Origin of the sequence: Rhizobium sp. TRM95796, from assembly GCF_025779995.1 — a bacterium.
GTDB lineage: Bacteria > Pseudomonadota > Alphaproteobacteria > Rhizobiales > Rhizobiaceae > Rhizobium_E.
In genome coordinates this window covers 405,067-422,226 of the sequence record NZ_JAOXHE010000002.1, presented here as the reverse complement: position 1 = coordinate 422,226, position 17,160 = coordinate 405,067, and the positions used below count along the sequence as shown (strand labels likewise).

General features: G+C 63.8%; 11 protein-coding genes. 7 read left to right on the top strand and 4 right to left on the bottom strand.

Annotated elements, in window-relative coordinates; all coding sequences use genetic code 11:
• Positions 1 to 84: 84 nt before the first annotated feature.
• The 3 genes from iolD to OCK01_RS08120 form a co-directional block, all read right to left on the bottom strand.
• The gene (iolD, locus tag OCK01_RS08130; RefSeq protein WP_263823312.1) at positions 85 to 1,932 is read right to left on the bottom strand and encodes a 3D-(3,5/4)-trihydroxycyclohexane-1,2-dione acylhydrolase (decyclizing); all 1,848 of its coding nucleotides are present in this window, start codon (positions 1,930 to 1,932) and stop codon (positions 85 to 87) included.
• A 139-nt stretch (positions 1,933 to 2,071) separates the two neighbouring features.
• Positions 2,072 to 3,988, bottom strand: coding sequence for a bifunctional 5-dehydro-2-deoxygluconokinase/5-dehydro-2-deoxyphosphogluconate aldolase (locus OCK01_RS08125; RefSeq protein WP_263823311.1), 1,917 nt, complete (start codon positions 3,986 to 3,988; stop codon positions 2,072 to 2,074).
• 75 nt (positions 3,989 to 4,063) lie between these two features.
• On the bottom strand, positions 4,064 to 4,933 hold the full coding sequence (locus tag OCK01_RS08120) for a MurR/RpiR family transcriptional regulator (RefSeq protein WP_263823310.1): 870 nt from the start codon (positions 4,931 to 4,933) through the stop codon (positions 4,064 to 4,066).
• A 173-nt stretch (positions 4,934 to 5,106) separates the two neighbouring features.
• Here OCK01_RS08120 and OCK01_RS08115 point away from each other — a divergent pair, with 173 nt between their 5' ends.
• Positions 5,107 to 8,556, top strand: coding sequence for a caspase family protein (locus tag OCK01_RS08115; RefSeq protein WP_263823309.1), 3,450 nt, complete (start codon positions 5,107 to 5,109; stop codon positions 8,554 to 8,556).
• A 63-nt stretch (positions 8,557 to 8,619) separates the two neighbouring features.
• Here OCK01_RS08115 and OCK01_RS08110 read toward each other — a convergent pair whose 3' ends face one another.
• Positions 8,620 to 9,615 (bottom strand): calcium-binding protein, encoded by a 996-nt coding sequence (locus OCK01_RS08110; protein WP_263823308.1) that lies wholly within the window; start codon positions 9,613 to 9,615, stop codon positions 8,620 to 8,622.
• Between the two features lie 321 nt (positions 9,616 to 9,936).
• On the opposite strand from OCK01_RS08110, the gene OCK01_RS08105 reads away from it, so the two are divergent.
• The 6 genes from OCK01_RS08105 (at position 9,937) to OCK01_RS08080 (ending at position 17,149) form a co-directional block, all read left to right on the top strand.
• A complete protein-coding gene (locus OCK01_RS08105; RefSeq protein ID WP_263823544.1) occupies positions 9,937 to 10,428 on the top strand; it encodes an MgtC/SapB family protein in 492 nt (163 codons plus the stop codon).
• A 90-nt stretch (positions 10,429 to 10,518) separates the two neighbouring features.
• A complete protein-coding gene (locus OCK01_RS08100) occupies positions 10,519 to 10,803 on the top strand; it encodes a DUF1778 domain-containing protein (protein ID WP_412178982.1) in 285 nt (94 codons plus the stop codon).
• A 1-nt stretch (position 10,804) separates the two neighbouring features.
• Positions 10,805 to 11,299, top strand: coding sequence for a GNAT family N-acetyltransferase (locus OCK01_RS08095; RefSeq protein ID WP_263823306.1), 495 nt, complete (start codon positions 10,805 to 10,807; stop codon positions 11,297 to 11,299).
• A gap of 147 nt (positions 11,300 to 11,446) precedes the next feature.
• Positions 11,447 to 12,370 carry an ImuA family protein gene (locus tag OCK01_RS08090; RefSeq protein WP_263823305.1) on the top strand — a complete coding sequence of 308 codons (924 nt, stop codon included), beginning with the start codon at positions 11,447 to 11,449 and terminating at the stop codon, positions 12,368 to 12,370.
• 40 nt (positions 12,371 to 12,410) lie between these two features.
• Entirely contained in the window at positions 12,411 to 13,817 is a 1,407-nt protein-coding gene (locus tag OCK01_RS08085) for a DNA polymerase Y family protein (RefSeq protein ID WP_318530234.1), read from the top strand.
• Positions 13,817 to 17,149, top strand: a complete 3,333-nt coding sequence (locus OCK01_RS08080) for an error-prone DNA polymerase (protein ID WP_263823304.1) — start codon at positions 13,817 to 13,819, stop codon at positions 17,147 to 17,149. Before OCK01_RS08085 ends, OCK01_RS08080 begins: the two co-directional genes overlap by 1 nt.
• Positions 17,150 to 17,160 lie beyond the last annotated feature (11 nt).

The following is a 17,160-nucleotide window of genomic DNA, read 5'->3' as shown; positions in this document are numbered from 1 at the left end:
TCCTCATAGTCTCGATCCGGCGCTGCAGCGTCCGGGAAGATATTGAAACGTAGCGAGGCGCTGTTTGCGCCTCTAAATGTTTGGTCAGCCCATGCGCTGGGCGGCCAGCGCCTTGAGATAGGCGGCGCGGGCGTCGTTGACCTGAGGACGCGGGCTAACTTCGGGCACAGCAACATCCCACCAGTGACCGCCTTCCTGGGTGGTGATCAACGGGTCGGTGTCGATCACGATCAGCGTGGTGCGGTCATTGGCCTTTGTGTCTTCTAGCGCCTGCTCGAGCTCCGCAATCGAGGCGACCTTAAGCGCGATCGCGCCCATGGCTTCGGCGTGCTTGGCGAAATCGATCTCCGGCATCACCTCGTGATAGGCGTCCTTCAAGAGATTGTTGAAGTTGGCGCCGCCGGTGCCCATCTGCAGCCGGTTGATGCAACCATAGCCACGGTTGTCGAGCAGCACGACGGTGATCTTTTTGCCGATCATCACCGAGGTGGCGAGTTCCTGGTTGAGCATCATATAGGAGCCGTCGCCGACCATGACCACGACATCGGCGTCGGGCCGCGCCATCTTGACGCCCAGACCCCCGGCGATCTCATAGCCCATGCAGGAGAAGCCATATTCCATGTGATAGCTGCCGGGGCTGGTGGCCGGCCACAGCTTGTGCAATTCGCCCGGCAGGCCGCCAGCGGCGCAGAGCAGCACCGAGTTTTCGCCTGCGCGGTTACGGGCGACGGCGCCGATCACCTGGGCATCCGAGGGCAGGGCGTTGGTGGGAGCCATGGCCTTGTCCGCAGCCTTCATCCATTCGGCCTTCAGCGCGGCAGCCTTATCCTTGAGCGTTGCGGGCGCAGACCAGCCTGAGAGCGCGGCAGTCAGATCCGTCAGCGCGACCTTGGCGTCGGCGACTAGCGGCAGCGCATTGTGCTTGGCGGCGTCGAAGCTGGCTGTGTTGATGCCGAGGAAACGCACACCGTCGCCCTTGAACAGCGCCCAGGAACCGGTGGTGAAATCCTGCATGCGGGTGCCGACAGCAATCACCAGATCGGCGGCTTCGGCGAGCGCGTTGGAGGCCGAGGTGCCGGTGACGCCAATGGAGCCCATCGACAGCGCATGGCGCTCGTCGATCGCCGACTTGCCGGCCTGGGTGACGGCGACCGGAATGCCGGTCTTTTCGGCGAACGCCTTCAGCTCTTCGGTCGCGCGCGAATACAGCACGCCGCCTCCGGCGATGATCACCGGCGACTTGGCGGATTTGATCGCGGCGATGGCGGCGGCCAGTTCGTCCTCGTCGGGACGGGGGCGGCGGAAACTCCAGATCTTCTCGGCAAAGAAGCTTTCGGGATAATCAAAGGCTTCGGCCTGCACATCCTGGCAGAGCGACAGCGTCACCGGGCCGCAATCGACCGGATCGGTCAGCACCTGCATCGCGCGCTTCAGCGCCGGCATGATCTGCTCGGGCCTGACAATGCGGTCGAAATAGCGTGAAAGGGGACGGAAGGCGTCGTTGGCGGTCAGTGTGCCATCGCCGAAATTCTCGATCTGCTGCAGCACTGGATCCGGCGCGCGGTTGGCGAAGACGTCGCCGGGCAGGAACAGCACCGGCAGGCGGTTGACATGCGCCACGCCCGCAGCGGTGACCATGTTGAGCGCGCCGGGACCGATCGAGGTCGTGCAGGCCATGAAACGCTGGCGGAAGCTCGCTTTGGCGTAGGCGACGGCGGCATGCGCCATGCCCTGCTCATTGTGGGCGCGATAGGTCTGAAGCTCGTCGCGCACCTGATAGAGGGCTTCGCCCATGCCCGCGACATTGCCATGGCCGAAAATCGCCCAGACGCCGCCAAAGATCGGCAGCGTCTCGCCGTCGATCACCGTCTTCTGCGCCTTCATGAAGTGCACGATAGCCTGCGCCATCGTCAGCCGGATCGTCTTCGCCATCCTATCCTCCCGCATTCCTCTCGCAGGTCTGCGCCCGCGCCTCGCTGTCTTAATCCCTCTTCCCGATTTCGGGGAGAGGCGAGATCAAATAGAACTGCGGCCTCCGCGTGGCGTTTCGGCTCAGCCCCTGCTTTTCTTCTCAGAGCCCGCGCGTGCGCAGCCAGGCCTTTGTCAGCTCTTCGAAGCGGCCAGCCATATCGGTAATCGCTTCTTCGTCCGTCATGCGGCCGCCGAGCCATTGATTGGCGGCATGCGCGAAGATGGTGCGGCCGACGGCGAAACCCTTGACCATCGGCGCGACACGGGTTGCGGCAAAAGCCTTCTCGAGTTCGGCGGCGGGCGCTTCTAGGCCCAGCAGCACGATGCCGCGGCAATAGGCGTCGTTCTCGGCAATCACCGTTTCGATGTTCTTCCAGGCGGTGGCCGAATGCTGTGGCTCAAGCTTCCACCAGTCGGGGCGGATGCCGAGCGCATAAAGTTCGGTCATGGCGCGCGAGATCGTGTCGTCGTCGAGCGGACCATGCTTGCCGGCGATGATTTCCACCAGAAGCTCACGGCCCACCTTGCGGGCGGCGTCATAGAGGGCGCGCAGCTTCTGCTGCTGCTCTTTCTTGAGCGCCTTCGGATCGTCGGGATGGTAGAAGCACAGGCATTTGATGCAATGGTCTACAGGCCATTCCACCAGCTGCGAGCCGATGTCCTGCGAGAATTCAAAGCGCAGCGGGCGCGAGCCCGGCAATTCGACCGGCCGGCCGATCCAGGAGAAATCCTTCTTGGCGGCGTCGAAAAAGGCTTCGCGGCCGAAACGCTCGTCGATCAGCATGCCGTAGCCTTCGCGGCCCTGGCTGACGCGGGCAGCCGCGGCGACGGCGAGACGCTTGAAGGCGTTGATCTTGGCATGCGGCGCCTTGTGCTGGTCGGCAATGTCGGTCAACTGCGAGCGATGGTCGATGGCGAGCGCCATCAAAAGCGGGATCTCCTTGCGCCGCGTGGTGGCCCAATGGATATGGCTGATGTCCTCGTCTTTGCGCAGCGCCTTGAATTTCGAGCCGTGCTTGAGGAAATAGCTGAGCTCTTCCCAAGTGGGATATTCGGGCGCGCAGAGCAGACGCGAGACGGCGAAGGCGCCGCAGGCATTGGCCCAGGTGGCCGAGGTCTTGTGGCTTTCGCCTTTCAGCCAGCCGCGCAGGAAGCCCGACATGAAGGCGTCGCCGGCGCCGAGCACATTATAGACCTCGATCGGGAAACCTTGTCCGACAATGCCGTCTTCGAGATCATCGCTGATCGGGCCGTCATAGACTACGCAGCCCATGGCGCCGCGCTTGAGCACGATGGTCGCGGGGCTGAGCGCGCGGATCGCTTTGAGCGAGGCCAGCACGCTGTCGGCGCCCGAGGCGATCATGATTTCCTCTTCCGTGCCGACGATCAGGTCGCAATCCGGCAGCACCGATTTCATCAGCGCCGAGACGCGGTCAGATTTCACATATCGCTCAAAACCTTCGGCATGGCCAGCAAGGCCCCAGAGGTTGGGGCGGTAGTCGATGTCGAAGATCACCTTGCCGCCATTGGCCTTGGCGATGCGGATCGCCTTGCGCTGCGCAGCCTCGGTGTTGGGCTTGGAGAAGTGCGTGCCGGACACCAGCACGGCGCGCGAGGAGGCGACGAAGGCCTCGTCGATGTCGTCTTCGCAGAGCGCCATGTCGGCGCAATCGGTGCGCACGAAGATCATCGGCGACACGCCTTCGGATTCCACCGATAGAAGCACCAGCGCCGTCAGCCGGTCCTTGTCGGCCACGATGCCGTCGGTCGCCACGCCTTCGCGCTCGAGTTGTTCGCGGATGAAGCGGCCCATCTGCTCGTCGCCGACGCGGGTGATCAGCGCCGATTTCAGCCCGAGACGGGCGGAGCCCACGGAAATATTGGTCGGGCAGCCGCCAACGGATTTGGCGAAGGAGGCGATGTCCTCGAGCCGCGAGCCGGATTGCTGGCCGTAGAGATCGACGGAAGACCGCCCGATGGTGATCACGTCCAACGTCTTGGCATCCGCTTGCGCCATGTCTCTCTCCCGCTTGCATGGTCCAAATTCGCTGCATTTGAAACAACGATTTCAAATGAAAGTCAAATGGAATTTCTATTCCGTTTTGGAATATCCATCCCTTTCGCGTTCCATCCGCCGCCTCTTTTCCGCCACCGCCACCGGCAGGGCCATGGCCAGCGCCATGGAGGCCGACAGCGAGCGGAAGCCGGCGAAATCCGATTCCACCACCTCGAACCAGCAGGCGGAGAATGCGGCCAAGGGAGAAAACACCGAGTCGGTGACGGAAACGATCGGGGTCCCGCGCTCCGCAAAGGATTGCGCCTGCGCGATCGTGTCGGCGGCATAGGGCGAAAAGCTGACCGCGAAGGCCGCGTCGCGCGGACCTGCAAACCGCGCCATCTCCGCCTCGACGCCGTTGGGCGTGGCGACCATGACATAGCGGATGCCGAGTTTGCCGAAGGCATAGGTCATATGCGCCGTGAGCGGATAGGAGCGGCGCTTGGCGATGAGATAAATCGTCTCCGCCCGCGCCAGGATTTCGGTGGCCCGCGCCAATTTTTCGATTTCGAGACTAGCCGCGAAACGATTGATCGATTGGCTGGCTGCCGTCAGAAAGCCGCCGAGCAGCTCGGTTTCCGCAGCCTGGGCGTTGCTCTGCTCAAGCATGTTGAGCCGCTCTTCATAGGAAAGCGTCTTCTCCTTGAGCCGCTCGCGGAAAATCCGCTGTAGATCGGAAAAACCCTCATAACCGAGATGGTGGGCGAGCCGCACCAGCGTCGAAGGCTGCACCGCCGCGGCGCCGGCGATGCTGGCCGCCGTCCCAAAGGCGATCTCGTCGGGATTGGCGAGGCAATAGGCGGCGATCTGGGCGAGACGCTTGGGCATACCCGCCTTCCGCTCGATCATCGCGGCGCGCAGCGCGCCGAAATCCCGGGGTGGCGGCACCTTTGTCATATCGTCCATGCGTCATCCTGCCGTTGACGTTTCACAAAATGCGAAGAATGGAATGAATATTCTGTCCGGTGATCTGCGTCGATCCCGAATGCAGTCGTTTGAAGAGAAAAAACCAAAATGGGTGCATTGAAAGCGGGCCGCTCATTCGTATTATCCGCGACTGCTGTTGCAAGGGGATGGAAATGGCGGGGTTTCGGGCGAGGGGCTGGTGGTTTTTCGGGCTGTGTTTGGCCGTCTTTCTCCTCGCGACCGAAGGGTCGGCCGAGGCCGCCCGGCGCGTGGCCCTGCTGATCGGCAATCAGAATTACGAGCGGACCACACCGCTGCGCAATCCCGCCAATGACGTCGAACTGATGCGCAACACGCTCACCGAAGCTGGTTTCGACGATGTCATGGTCGCCAAGGACGTCGATCTCGCCGGCATGCGCAAGGCGCTCAGGACTTTCGAAAACAAGGCCGAGGGCGCCGAAGTCGCCGTGCTTTATTATTCCGGTCACGGCATGGAAATGAACGGCGAGAATTATCTCATCCCCATCGACGCCGTGCTGGCCTCCGACAAGGATGTCGAAGACGAGGCGCTGTCGCTGTCTCGCGCCGAGCGCTCGCTCAATGGCGCGACGCGGCTGAAGCTGATGATCCTCGACGCCTGCCGCAACAATCCCTTCCTCGACACGATGACGCGCTCGGCCGGCACGCGCGCTGTGTCGCGCGGCCTCGCGCGCGTCGAACCGCAAAGCGTCGACACGCTGGTCGCCTACGCCTCGCGCGCCGGCACCGTGGCGCTGGATGGCGAAGGCGGCAACAGTCCTTTCGCCGAAGCGCTGGCGCGCTACATCACCCAGCCCGGAGTCGATATCCGCATCGCGCTCGGCCAGGTGCGCGATGCGGTCATGAAAGCCACCAATCGCCAGCAGGAGCCCTTCGTCTACGGTTCGCTCGGCGGCGCGCAGATCTTTCTGTCGATCAAGCAGATCGACATCACCATCAATACAGGCCCGGCGCAGGACAAGCAGACGATCGAGACGGCGTCCGCCGCCGCCGACTGGCAGAATATCAAGGATCTTGCCGACAAGGATCTTCTCGAAGCCTTCATTTCCAAGCATGGCGGCGATCCCGTCTATCGCATGCTGGCTGAGAAGAAGATCAAGCAATTGCAGGCGACGCAGGCCAAGACCGAGGCGGCCGCCGACCAGATCGCCTGGGAGGCGTTGAAGGGATCGACCGATCCCGCAGCCCTCAAGCGCTTTATCGAACGCTACCCGCAAAGCCCGTTCCGCCGCGAGGCGGAGGCTTCGCTCGCCGCACTCTCGCCGCCTCCGGTCGCTTCGTCGACGGATACGTTGTCGGCCTCCGAGCGTGATTGCCAGCTGCTGGCCGGCGAATTGCAGGGCGCGCGCGGCTTCGCCGGCGTCTATCTCGATCGCATCGACGCCAAGCGGGCGTTGACCGCTTGCGCCCAGGCGGTCAACGAGAAGCCGTCTGCGGGGCTCTATGTCAATTTGCTCGGCCGCGCCTATGAGGCCGACAAGAATTATGTGGAAGCCGCGAAGCGTTATCGCGAGGCGGCCGATCTCGGCGATATGTTTGGGCTCGCCAATCTCGGCTGGCTGCAGGTCAACGGCTCCGTCGACGGCGCCGATCCCGCCAAGGGTGTGGAGGCCTTCGAGACCGCCGCCCGCGCCGGCAATCACTTCGCTCAGGCCTCTCTGGGACAGATCTATCGCGATGGGCTGGCCGGCCAGGCGCAGGATTACGCCAAATCCTTCGACTGGTATCGCCAGGCCGCCGACAAGGGCAACGCCAATGCGCTCGGCAATCTCGGCTGGTTCTATCGGGAAGGCGTGACGGTTTCCCAGGATTACGCCCGCTCGGTCGACTATTACCGGCGCGGCGCGGAAGCCGGCGATATGGCCTCGATCGCGGGCCTCGGTTACGCTGCCCAGAACGGTCTCGGCATGGCGCGCAACTATGAGGAGGCGCGCCAATGGTATGAGAAGGGCGCCAATGCCGGCGACGCTTATTCCATGGCGTCCCTCGGCTTTCTCTATGACACAGGCGCCGGCGTAAAGCAGGATTATGTCGAGGCGCGCTACTGGTATGAAAAGGCCGCCAATGAAGGCAGCGCCTACGCCATGGGCAATCTCGCCCGCCTCTACGATCAGGGGCTCGGCACGGCGGTGGATCCCGACGAGGCCGTGCGCTGGGCCATCGCCGCCGTCTCGCGCGGCGACAGCGCCAAGATCGGCGAACTCAAGACCTCGCCCGACAATTTCTCTCCGTTGTTTCGCAAAGGCTTCCAGGAGGCCCTGAAGGAACAGGGCGTATTTGCGGGCGAGGCGAACGGAGAGTTCGGTGTCGACACGTCGAAGGCGATCGACGATCTTGCCGCCGGCAAGACCGGTGCGGACATGCTGGACAGCTCCGCCGAGGAGACCGCGCCCGACGTCAACGAAGAGCAGGAACAAAGCGCGGTCGGCGCTTCCGGCAGGTTGGGCAATCTCATGCAGAGCGCCCGCACGGAGACGGAGGCGAACATGTCCGCCAAGGCTTCAACGGAGGATGGCGAGGCTGCGCAGACGCTGAGCGCCCAATGCTACGAACTGGCCGGCGAGCCGGGCTCGAAGCCGAATTTCGGCGGCGTCGACTTCTCCGACATCGATGTCCGGGCTGCGACCGAAGCCTGCAGCCGCGCCGCCGCCGAATCTCCCGACGATCCGATGCTGCTCAACATGCTCGGCCGCGCTCATGACGCGGGCGAAGATTACGCCGCCGCGCGCGAAGCCTATGACAAGGCCGCCGGCATGGGCAACGGCTTCGCTTCCGTCAACCGCGCCTGGCTTTCGATCTATGGCAAAGGTGAAGACGCGGATGTCGACAAGGGATTTGGGATGCTGAAGGCCGCCGCCGCCAAGGGCAACCCCGCCGCCCAGGCTTCGCTCGGCTGGCTGTATCGCGAAGGTTACGGCTCGGTGGCGCGAAACTACCGCACCGCCGTCGAATGGTATCGCAAGGCCGCCGCCCAGGACAATCCCAACGCGCTCGCCGCCATGGGCTGGCTCTATCGCGAGGGGCTGGGCGTCGCGCGTGACGACAAGGAATCTCTGCGCGCCTATCGGCGCGCCGCCGAACTGGGAGAAATCAATGCGATCGGCTCGCTCGGTTATGCGCTTCAGAACGGCGTGGGAACCGATGTGGATATCGTCGAAGCCAAGCTCTGGTACGAGGCCGGGGCCGAACGCGGCGACGCCTATTGCATGGGTTCGCTCGCTTGGCTCTATGAGGCGGGCGAGGGGGTCGAGCAGGATTATAAGCTCGCCGCGCAATGGTATGAGAAGGCCGGGGAGGCTGGCAGTTCCTACGCCCAGGGTAATCTCGCGCGTCTTTACGATCAGGGTCTCGGCGTCGAAGAGGATGCGGTCAAGGCCGTGGAGCTCGCGGTCGCCAGTATCGCGGCGGGCGAGACGGATTTTATTAGCGATGTGAAGGATGGAGCGAAAGACTTTTCAGCCGCGTTCCGCCGCGGTCTGCAGAAGGAACTGAAATCGCGCGGGTACTATTCCGGTCCTCTCGATGGCGTGTTCGGCGCGACGACGGCGCGGGCGATCGACAAATTGGCGGGCCGGGACTCCTGACGCGAAAACGCCCGCCGATGCGGCGGGCGTTTCCTGTGGCGAATGAGGCTTCGCCAATCGATTTCAAAGAATGAAATCGCCGGCGCGCAGCGAGGCCATGTTGTCGACTTCTATCGAGAAGTCTGCGCGGCCGTCGCCATTGACGTCGCCGCGGATGATGCCGCCGGAATAGCGCAATTCGCCGGCCGTGTCGGAGAAGGCCGCGCTGCCGATGAAGTCGAAAGCGTTGTCACGGCTGCTCGACTTGACGGCGTCGATGTCCATCAGATCGATCTGGTCGCCTTGCGAGCGGCTGAAATCAACGATCACGTCGCGATTGGAGTTGTTGGGGCTGTCCGACGTCGACTGGAAGATGAAGAAGTCGGCGCCACTGTTGCCGGTCAGCCTGTCGAGGCCCCTGCCGCCATAGAGGTCGTCGTCGCCCGAGCCGCCGTAGAGCTTGTCGTTGCCGTCGAGACCCTTGAGGATATCGTCGCCATTCTGACCCCAGAGACCGTTGGCGCCGGAATCACCGATCAAGGTGTCTTTGTAATTGGTGCCCTTGGCGTTCTCGATGGAGTACAGAACCTCTTCGGTGCCATCGCCAGATGTGGCGTATTCCTGGGAAAGATCGACCTTGATGCCGGCGCCGGCCAGATCCGGATCACTGTTCTGGCGGGAGTAATCTACCGTATCGGTCCCCGAACCACCGGAGATCAGGTTGTAGAAGCCGACCGAATAGAAGGTGTCGTTACCACCGTCGCCATAATAATCGGATGCCCAGGTGGAAATCTTGAAAGTGTCGGCGCCATTGCCGCCCCAGACGCGATCATAAAGATCGCTGTCGCCGGAAAAGCCGTTGCCGACATAGGTGTCATTGCCATCGCCGAGATAGACGTCGTTGCCCCATTCGATGGTGCTGTGGACATAGTCGTTGCCGGCGCCGGCTTCGACATAGGTGTTGTTGGCCTTCAGATGGATGGTGTCGTTGCCGCCGCGGGTGTATATCTCGTCATAGGGACGGTTTGCGCTCTGGCTGACGTCGTCGCGACCGTTGTCGCCGTAATAGATATAGGCCATGTTTCTGTCCTTCCTTGTATTCCCTCTCCGGCTCCCTGCTGGAATCGTGAGAGATTTTCATCTGGAGATCCGGATGTCTTCCTTAATCTCCGTATGATGGTCTTGTAATGGCGCCGGACTGAACCGCCTCTGAAAAGCGCGTTAATCCGGCGTTCATCTTGGCGAGGCCCTGCCGTCGCCTATAAGTCATGGTGGCGATGGTTGTTCCATCGGCTTGCCGATGATCCCCGCAAACACCAGGAGGCGACACCGAACGGTTTGATGGCTAATTTGGACCTGGGCGTGACGGAACGAAATCCGTTTTCGGGTTTTTTAAGGACCATGGACCAGATCGTCGCAGACATGTTTCCGCCCACCCAGATCGCCTATCCGGTGATTTTCGCCCGTTTCATCGGCGCGATCCTCTTCGGAGCCGTCATCGGGCTGGAACGCGAGCGCAAGGATAGGCCTGCTGGCCTCAAGACCCATATCATGGTGTCGCTCGCCGCGGCGCTCTTCGCCATCATCTCCATCGAAAGCGTGCATATGCCGGGCCTCGACCAGGATGCGGTGCGTATCGATCCATTACGCGTGGTCGAGGCGGTGACCGCCGGCGTCGCCTTTCTCGCCGCTGGCACGATCGTTTTGTCCAAGGGCGAGGTGAAAGGGCTGACGACCGGGGCCAGCCTCTGGCTGTCAGGCGCGATCGGGCTGGCGCTCGGCTTCGGCCATTGGATGATCGGCCTGTTCGTCACCTCTGCCGCCTTTTTCGTGCTCTATGTCCTCGGCCGGCTGGAGCATGGCCGCCGGCAGAGTGAGGTGGAGAAGGAGTGAGCCCTTCTTGAAGATCTTCAGATCAAACGCCTGGATTGTTCTGCCAAAGGATGCGTGGTATACAATGTATATCTCATCTTTTGGAGATTGATGATGGCCAACACAGCGGATCGAAGCGGGGCGACAAAGCCGGTTCAGTTGCGTATCCGCAAGGATATCAGCGATCTGATTGATCGCGCCGCGGGCGTCAACGGCAAGACCCGCTCCGAATTCATGATCGACGCATCGCGCCGGGCAGCGGAGGACGCTCTGCTCGACCAGACCTTCGTGCAGGTCGATGACGAAAGTTTTCGCCGCTATGTGGAAATTCTTGACAAGGCTCCTGAGGGCGAGGGGTTTGCACGCCTGATGAATGTCGCCAAGCCGTGGGGCTGAGATGATCTCGCCTCCGAGCCTCTTGGATGGAGGGCATCAGACTGAGCTTTTCGATTGCGGACAGGACTCACTGAATCATTGGCTTCGCCGGCGCGCCCGCGCCAATCAGGCAAGCGGCGCGTCGCGGACTTATGTGTGCTGTGTGCATGACCGCGTGATCGGCTATTATTGCATTTCTTCAGGCGGGCTTGCTCTTCGTGAAGCGCCAGGCGGCCTGCGTCGCAATATGCCCGATCCCGTTCCGATGGCCATCCTTGGACGCCTCGCGATTGATCGAACATGGCAAGGCAAAGGCCTGGGCGCAGCGCTTTTGCAGGATGGCGTTCTGCGCGTGAGGCAGGCGGCGCACATCCTCGGCATTCGCGGCGTTCTCGTTCACGCCATTTCGCCTGAGGCCAAAGTCTTTTATGAACATTATGGTTTCGCCGCGACGGCCACTCAACCGATGACTCTGGTCCTATCGTTGAAACAATCCGATCACACTCCCCAGGATTGAAAGTTATCCTGCCGGATTGGTTAATATTTCCTGAATTCTTCCTAGGAAAATAATCTCCCCTCGATTGAAACCTAGGACCGTTGACTCTCGTCCCATTTTCTGGATTCAATAGGAACATAACAAGAACAAAAACGAGGATGCAACGCCATGGCGGAGCCGGCTTTGGCGCGCGAGGACCTGTGCGCCCTGCGAAGCGAGATCGAACGACTGGAAAGCGCCGATGTCTCTAATCTGGGACGGATGGCGCGCGGCCAGGCCTGGGATCGGGCGGCGACTGCCGCCGTTCACGAAAGAGTGGAAACCGGCGCCGAACCCTTCGACGCAGCGCTCGGCGGCGGGCTGGCGCGGGCGGCGCTGCATGAGATCCGCACCGAGGCGACCGCCGACAATGGCGCGGCCAGCGGCTTTGCGCTGGCCTTGTCGCGGCTGGCGCTGGGGCGCGGGCCGGGCCTCATCCTGTGGATCGCCGATCCCATGGGCGCGCGCGAAAGCGGCAGGCTCTATGCGCCGGGGCTGATGGCGCATGGCCTGCCGTCCGCTGGCCTGCTGCATGCCGCGCCGCGCAAGCTCAAGGACGCGCTGATGGTGACGGAGGCCGCACTCACCGTCTCCTCCTTCGCCGCGGTGGTTTTCGAGGTCTATGGCAATCCCGCCCGCTTCGGCCTCACCGAAAGCCGCCGCATCAGCCTGCGCGCCAAGGCGCATAAGAAGCCGGTCTTCCTGCTGCGCGAGCGGGGCGGGGAAGAGGCCTCCAGCGCCGAAAGCCGACTGCTCGTCCGCCCCGCGCCGTCCTCCCCCGTGCGCATGCCCAGTGGCCGGACCTATGAGGCCGGGCTCGGCCGGCCCGTCTTCCATGTCACGCTCGAAAAGAGCCGCAATCCCCTGTCGCCCGACTTTTACCTGGAGTGGAACGCCGATGACTGTCTCTTTCGCGCAATCGAGCCTGGCCGGATCGCTGTTCGGCCCGCAGACCAGCCAGCGGATTCTGGCGCTCTGGTTTCCCTGTCTGGCGACCGATCGGCTCGCCCGGATCCGATGGGGCAGGTTGTGGCGTTCTCACGGGCGTCCTGAACATCCCCCTGTCGTCTGCGCCGCGCTGCAGCGCAACGCCATCAGGCTGACGGCGGTGGACGAGGAAGCGCGGCTGCTGGGCCTGAAGCCCGGACAGGGCGCGGCCGAGGCGCGCGCCATGATACCCGATCTCGACGTGGTCGAGGACGATCCCGCCGCCGACCGCGCGCTGATCGAGGCGGTGGCCGACTGGTGCGACCGCTACACGCCGCTGGTGGCGCTCGACGGCGCCGACGGCCTCTTCCTCGACATCACCGGCTCGTCGCATCTGTTCGGCGGCGAAAAAGCGCTGCTCGACGATCTCTTGGCGCGGCTCTTCCATATGGGCTTCGAGGCGCGGGCGGCGATTTCGTCGGCGCCCGGCCTGTCTTCGGCGCTGTGTCGTTACAGCCGCCGCGACATCGTCATGCCCGAGGCCATGGAGGAGGCGCTGGCGCCTCTGCCGGTCAGGGCGCTGCGCCTGCCGGAGGAGACGGTGGCGCTGCTCGTCAAGGCGGGGCTGAAACAGGCGGCGGATCTCATCGGCCAGCCGCGCGCGCCGCTCGCCCGTCGTTTCGGCCCACGGCTGCTGCTCCGGCTCGATCAGGCGCTCGGGCTCGAGGAGGAGCCGATTTCGCCGCGCCGGCCGGTGGCGGCGCTCTCCGCCGAACGTCGCCTTGCGGAGCCGATCGGCGACGAGGACGCGATTCTCGCCATGCTCCGCCATCTCGGCGACAGTCTCAAAATCCTGTTCGAAGCGCGCGGCGAGGGCGGCAAGCTGTTCGAACTGCTGTTGTTTCGCGTCGATGGCCGGGTGTTTCCGATCCGCGCCGGCGCGGCGCTGCCCATTCGCGATCCTGCCCGCATCGCCGCCTTGTTTCGCGCCCGGCTGGCTGCCGCCCAGGACGATCTCGACGCCGGCTATGGTTTCGAGACGCTCCGGCTCAACGTGCTGACATCCGCGCCATTTGATCAGGCCCAGCCGGATTTCGACGGCCGCGGTCGCACGGATGACAGTCTCACGGAGTTCATCGACCAGATGGCCGCCCGCTTCGGCCCCGATCTCATCACGCGGCCCGCGCTGTTTGAAAGCCATGTTCCCGAGCGCGCCGGCCGTTTCATGCCGGCGCTGGCGATTGAGGAGAGGCCGGCCCCCGCTTGGCCCGCCGACCGGCCCGTGCGTCCCCTGCGCATGCTGACCTATCCCGAGCCGGTGGAGACGACGGCGGAAGTGCCGGATGGTCCGCCGAAAACCTTCCGTTGGCGCAAGAGCTTCTTCCGCGTCGCCCGCGCCGAGGGGCCCGAACGCATCGCGCCGGAATGGTGGATCGACGGCGAATCCGCGCCGTCGCGCGATTATTTCCGCATCGAGGACGAGGCGGGCCGCCGCTACTGGCTCTATCGCGAGGGGCTCTATGAGCGCGACAATCATGATCCGCGCTGGTTCATCCAGGGGGTGTTTTCCTGATGATCCGCTTCTGCGAACTCGGCCTTCGCAGCAATTTCTCGTTTCTGGAAGGGGCCTCCCATCCGGAGGAAATCACTGTAGCCGCCTCCCGGCTGGGATTGTCGGGCATCGGTTTGGCCGACCGCAACACGGTGGCCGGCGTGGTGCGGCTGCATCTCGCCGCCAAGGAGGCAAGCCTGCCCTATCGGCCGGGCGCGCGCCTGTGCTTCGCTGACGCCACCCCCGATATTCTCGCTTATCCGCGCGATCGCCGCGCCTGGGGCAGGCTTTGCCGGCTGCTGAGCCTCGGCAACCAGCGCGGCGGCAAGGCCAATTGCCTGCTGCACGAGACCGATCTCCTGGAGTGGGGCGAGGGGATGATGCTGGCGGTCATGCCGGGCCTGGCCGATTTCGAGCGCTTGCCGGATCTGCTCGCCCGCCTGCGCGAGGCCTTCGCCGATCATGTCCATCTCGGACTGACGCCGCGTTACGACGGCTTCGACCGCCGCCATCACCATGCGCTCGCCGACATCGCCCGCCAGACCGGCGCCAGGCTTATGGCCACCAATGACGCGCTGATGCATGAAGCGGACCGGCGGCCGCTCGCCGATGTCGTCACCGCCATTCGCGAGCATGTTACGGTGCAGGCCGCGGGCTTCCGGCTCGCCGCCCATGCCGAGCGCCATCTGAAATCGCCGGCTGAAATCGCCCGGCTGCTGCGCCGCCATCCCGAAGCCATCGCCAACGCCAACGCCTTCTTCGACGCGCTCAATTTTTCGCTGGAAGAGCTGAAATACCAGTATCCTGACGAGGCCGTGCCCGGCGAAACGCCCGAGCAGACGCTGCGCCGGCTCGCCTATGAGGGCGCGGCGGCGCGTTATCCGGATGGAATTTCCGATAAGGTGCGCGGCCAGATCGAGTATGAGCTGAAACTGATCCGCGAGCTGGAATACGAGCCCTATTTCCTCACCGTCTGGGACATCGTCCGCTTTGCCCGCTCGCAAGGCATTCTCTGCCAGGGGCGGGGGTCGGCGGCCAATTCCACCGTCTGTTTCTGCATCGGCATCACCGAGGTCGATCCGGCGCTGACCGATCTCCTGTTCGAGCGCTTCATCTCGCCCGAGCGCCGCGAGCCCCCTGATATCGACGTCGATTTCGAGCATGAGCGGCGCGAGGAGGTGATCCAGTATATCTACGGCAAATATGGCCGCGACCATGCCGGCATCGCCGCCACCGTCATCAGCTATCGCGCCCGCTCGGCCGGTCGCGAAACGGCCAAGGCCTTCGGGCTCTCGGAAGACCAGCAATCGGCGCTGTCGGGCGCGGTCTGGGGCTGGTCATCATCAGCGCTCGACGAGCGCGAGGCGCGCGCCGCCGGCCTCGACACGTCAGATCCCACCACCCGCCGCGTGCTGGATTACGCCTCGGTGCTGATGGGCTTTCCCCGCCATCTCTCCCAGCATGTCGGAGGCTTCGTCATCACCCGCGACCGGCTGGACGAGGTGGTCCCCGTCACCCCCACCGCCATGGAGGGCCGCTCGCAGGTGGAGTGGGACAAGGACGATCTCGATGCGCTCGGCATTCTCAAGATCGACATTCTCGCGCTCGGCATGCTCACCTGCATCGCCAAGGCGTTCGGCCTGATCAAGCGCCATTACAAGGGAGAGCTGACGCTCGCCACCATCCCCAAGGAGCGCTATGAGGTCTATGAGATGATCTGCCGCGCCGATACGCTCGGCGTATTCCAGATCGAGAGCCGGGCGCAGATGAGCATGCTGCCCAGGCTGAGGCCGCAGACCTTCTACGACCTCGTCATCGAAGTGGCGATCGTCCGGCCCGGGCCGATCCAGGGCGATATGGTTCATCCCTATCTCCGCCGCCGCCAGGGCAAGGAGCCGGTCGCCTATCCCAGCAAGGAGCTGGAAGAGGTGCTCGGCCGCACGCTCGGCGTGCCGCTGTTTCAGGAACAGGCGATGAAGATCGCCATTGTCGCCGCTGGTTTCACCCCGTCCGAAGCCGACAAGCTCCGCCGCGCCATGGCCACCTTCCGCCGCGTCGGCACCATCCACACCTTCCAGAAGAAGATGGTCGAGGGAATGGTCGCACGCGGCTACGAGGCCGATTTCGCCGAGCGCTGCTTCAAGCAGATCGAGGGATTCGGCGAATATGGCTTTCCCGAAAGCCACGCCGCCTCCTTCGCGCTTCTGGTCTACGCCTCCTGCTGGCTGAAGGCGCGGCACCCGGATGTGTTCTGCGCCGCCATCCTCAATTCCCAGCCGATGGGTTTTTACGCTCCGGCGCAGCTGGTGCGCGACGCCCGCGAGCATGGGGTGGAGGTGCGCGAGCCTGATGTGAATTTTTCAGGCTGGGCGAGCGATCTCGAACCGCAGGCCTTCGATCCCGCCCGCATCCATCCGCGCCACCGCTCCATGGCGGGCGTCATCCGCACCCGTTTCGCCGTCCGGCTCGGCTTTCACCAGGTCAAGGGACTGTCGGAAGTCGATATGGTCAGGCTCGTCGAGCGGCGGGGGGAGGGCTATGCGTCGGTGCGCGATCTCTGGCTGCGCTCGGGCCTCACCCGCGCCGTGATCGAAAGACTGGCGGACGCCGATTGCTTCCGCTCGATCGGGCTCGATCGCCGCGCAGCGCTGTGGGCCGTGCGGGCGCTGGATGAGAAGAGCGCGGCCGAACGGCTGCCGCTGTTTGAAAACAAGGGCGCCGATCTGCTCGCCCATGAAGAGGATGTGCGCCTGCCCAAAATGCCCGAGGGCGAGCATGTCATTCATGATTACCGCACCCAGTCGCTGTCGCTGAAGGCGCATCCGATCTCGTTCCTGCGGCCTGATTTCGAACGGTTGGGCATTATCAGGGCCATGGATCTCGACCACATCCGCAATGGCGCCCGCGTCATGGTGGCGGGGCTCGTGCTGGTGCGGCAGCGGCCGGGCTCGGCCAAGGGCGTGATCTTCATGACCATCGAGGACGAGACGGGTGTCGCCAACGCCATCGTCTGGCCGAAGGTGTTCGAGGCCTACAGGCCCGTGGTTATGGGCGCGCGGCTGGCGGGCGTGCGCGGCCGCGTCCAGAAGGCCGATGGCGTCATCCATGTCGTGGCCGAAAGCGTGGAAAACCTCACCGACCATCTCGCCAAGCTCTCGGACGACGGCCGCCTGATCGAAAGCCTCGCCAATGCCGACGAAGTCCGCCGCCCTGTGCCCGAAAGCCGCACGCGCGCCAAGCCCGGCGCCGCCGTGACCGCGCTGTTCAAGGAAATGCCGGAGCTGAAGGAGGATCTGCGACGACAGGCCGAGATGGCGCGGAAGGTGATGCCGTCGGGGCGGAATTTTCACTGAATGAATATCGG

Coding starts and splice junctions, on each gene's coding strand:
- iolD (WP_263823312.1), bottom strand. CDS start 1,932: ATGGCGAAGACGATCCGGCTGACGATGGCGCAGGCTATCGTGCACTTC.
- OCK01_RS08125 (WP_263823311.1), bottom strand. CDS start 3,988: ATGGCGCAAGCGGATGCCAAGACGTTGGACGTGATCACCATCGGGCGG.
- OCK01_RS08120 (WP_263823310.1), bottom strand. CDS start 4,933: ATGGACGATATGACAAAGGTGCCGCCACCCCGGGATTTCGGCGCGCTG.
- OCK01_RS08115 (WP_263823309.1), top strand. CDS start 5,107: ATGGCGGGGTTTCGGGCGAGGGGCTGGTGGTTTTTCGGGCTGTGTTTG.
- OCK01_RS08110 (WP_263823308.1), bottom strand. CDS start 9,615: ATGGCCTATATCTATTACGGCGACAACGGTCGCGACGACGTCAGCCAG.
- OCK01_RS08105 (WP_263823544.1), top strand. CDS start 9,937: ATGGACCAGATCGTCGCAGACATGTTTCCGCCCACCCAGATCGCCTAT.
- OCK01_RS08100 (WP_412178982.1), top strand. CDS start 10,519: ATGATGGCCAACACAGCGGATCGAAGCGGGGCGACAAAGCCGGTTCAG.
- OCK01_RS08095 (WP_263823306.1), top strand. CDS start 10,805: ATGATCTCGCCTCCGAGCCTCTTGGATGGAGGGCATCAGACTGAGCTT.
- OCK01_RS08090 (WP_263823305.1), top strand. CDS start 11,447: ATGGCGGAGCCGGCTTTGGCGCGCGAGGACCTGTGCGCCCTGCGAAGC.
- OCK01_RS08080 (WP_263823304.1), top strand. CDS start 13,817: ATGATCCGCTTCTGCGAACTCGGCCTTCGCAGCAATTTCTCGTTTCTG.